Here is a 1,287-nt window from a genome sequence, read left to right on the forward strand (position 1 = left end):
GTGCTGGACAGTGGTGTGCTCGCGGACAGGGACTACGAACGCGAAGGGCTGGAAGCGGTACTCCGGGACACTGCCGGATTCGCCCGGAAAGCCAAAACCGTCCACCTCGGCGCGTACACCGTGTCCGGAACCACGCAGCTGCTGGGCGTCTTCGCCCGCGCCGAAGGCACGGACATCGCCCGTGCCAGGCTCGCCGAAATCTGGGTCAACGCCATCGCCGCCGGCGGATCCGGGATGACCATCATCGACCGGGGTGCTTCGGCGTACTTCTCCGGCACCATCCTTCACTGATACTTCCACGGCAGGAGAAACAAACCATGACTGCAGACGTCGGCATCTACACCCGGTGCGACAGCAACTACTTCCCCGGCCTCATCGCACTGCTGAACAGCCTGCGGCGGGTCGGACACAGCTACCCGGTCTACCTTGTGGACACCGGTCTGACCGCGGCCGAGCTGGACATCATTGCGTCGCTGGGCGACGTGCACGTCACCCGGCCGCAGTTCGGCCAGTACACGCTGGATTCCTCCAAAGCCGCCCGCTACAACACGACCGTGTTCGCCGGGCTTGAAATTACCCTCCCCGAGCACGAAGTCATCGTCCACCTCGACGCGGACGCGGTCGTCCTGGACTCCCTCGAACCGCTCATCCAGGCAGCGTTCGAGCACGGGTTCGCCGCCACCGGTGAGATCCCGCCATCCAACATGAAGACGCACTTCTGGGGAATGCCGGAAATCACCGGCCGCGCTCTCCGGGACGTCACCCGTGAGGGGCAGATCGCCGCGCACGCCGCGATCACGGCCCGCTTCGGGCCGCTCGACGAGGAAACCATCACCTTCAACTCCGGTATCTGGGCGACCCGGCGCGACTACTACCTGAACCGGATGCGCCCGGTTCTGGAGTTCATCAAGGACTACCACCGCGAAATCTGGGGCCTGGAACAGGCGATGCTGAACATCGCCGCGTTCTACGCCAACCCGTATGAACCCTTCCGCGAGGTCGGGTCCAGGTTCAACAGCCGCGCCGAATACTCCTACTTCAACGAACATTTCGGGACCAGCGGATACCGGATCGCGTCCCCGAGGCTGCTCACCAACCTCGAGACGGCCCGCCTCGACCCCGGCATGAAGGTCCGACTGAACGGCGTCGGCGGGACACTGGCCGTGCTCCACTTCGTCTGGAAACCCAAGCCCTGGGAGGAACCCTCCACCCTGAGCGAAGTCTGGGAATTCTTCGCCGACACCACCCCTGGCTGGCGGGACGCGGCCGCCGCGAAAGGCGCGCGTG

The 1,287-nt window shown here is 65.0% G+C and carries 2 protein-coding genes; both read left to right on the forward strand.

Going from position 1 to position 1,287, the window contains the following annotated elements:
• The coding region (locus E1809_RS26960) for a hypothetical protein (protein ID WP_165962522.1) at nt 1–291 on the forward strand (291 nt) is incomplete at its 5' end.
• 26 nt (nt 292–317) lie between these two features.
• Nucleotides 318–1,287: glycosyltransferase (locus tag E1809_RS26470; protein WP_133207177.1), on the forward strand; the 970-nt coding region annotated here is incomplete at its 3' end.

Source organism: Arthrobacter terricola (assembly GCF_004354015.1).
Classification (GTDB): domain Bacteria; phylum Actinomycetota; class Actinomycetes; order Actinomycetales; family Micrococcaceae; genus Arthrobacter; species Arthrobacter terricola.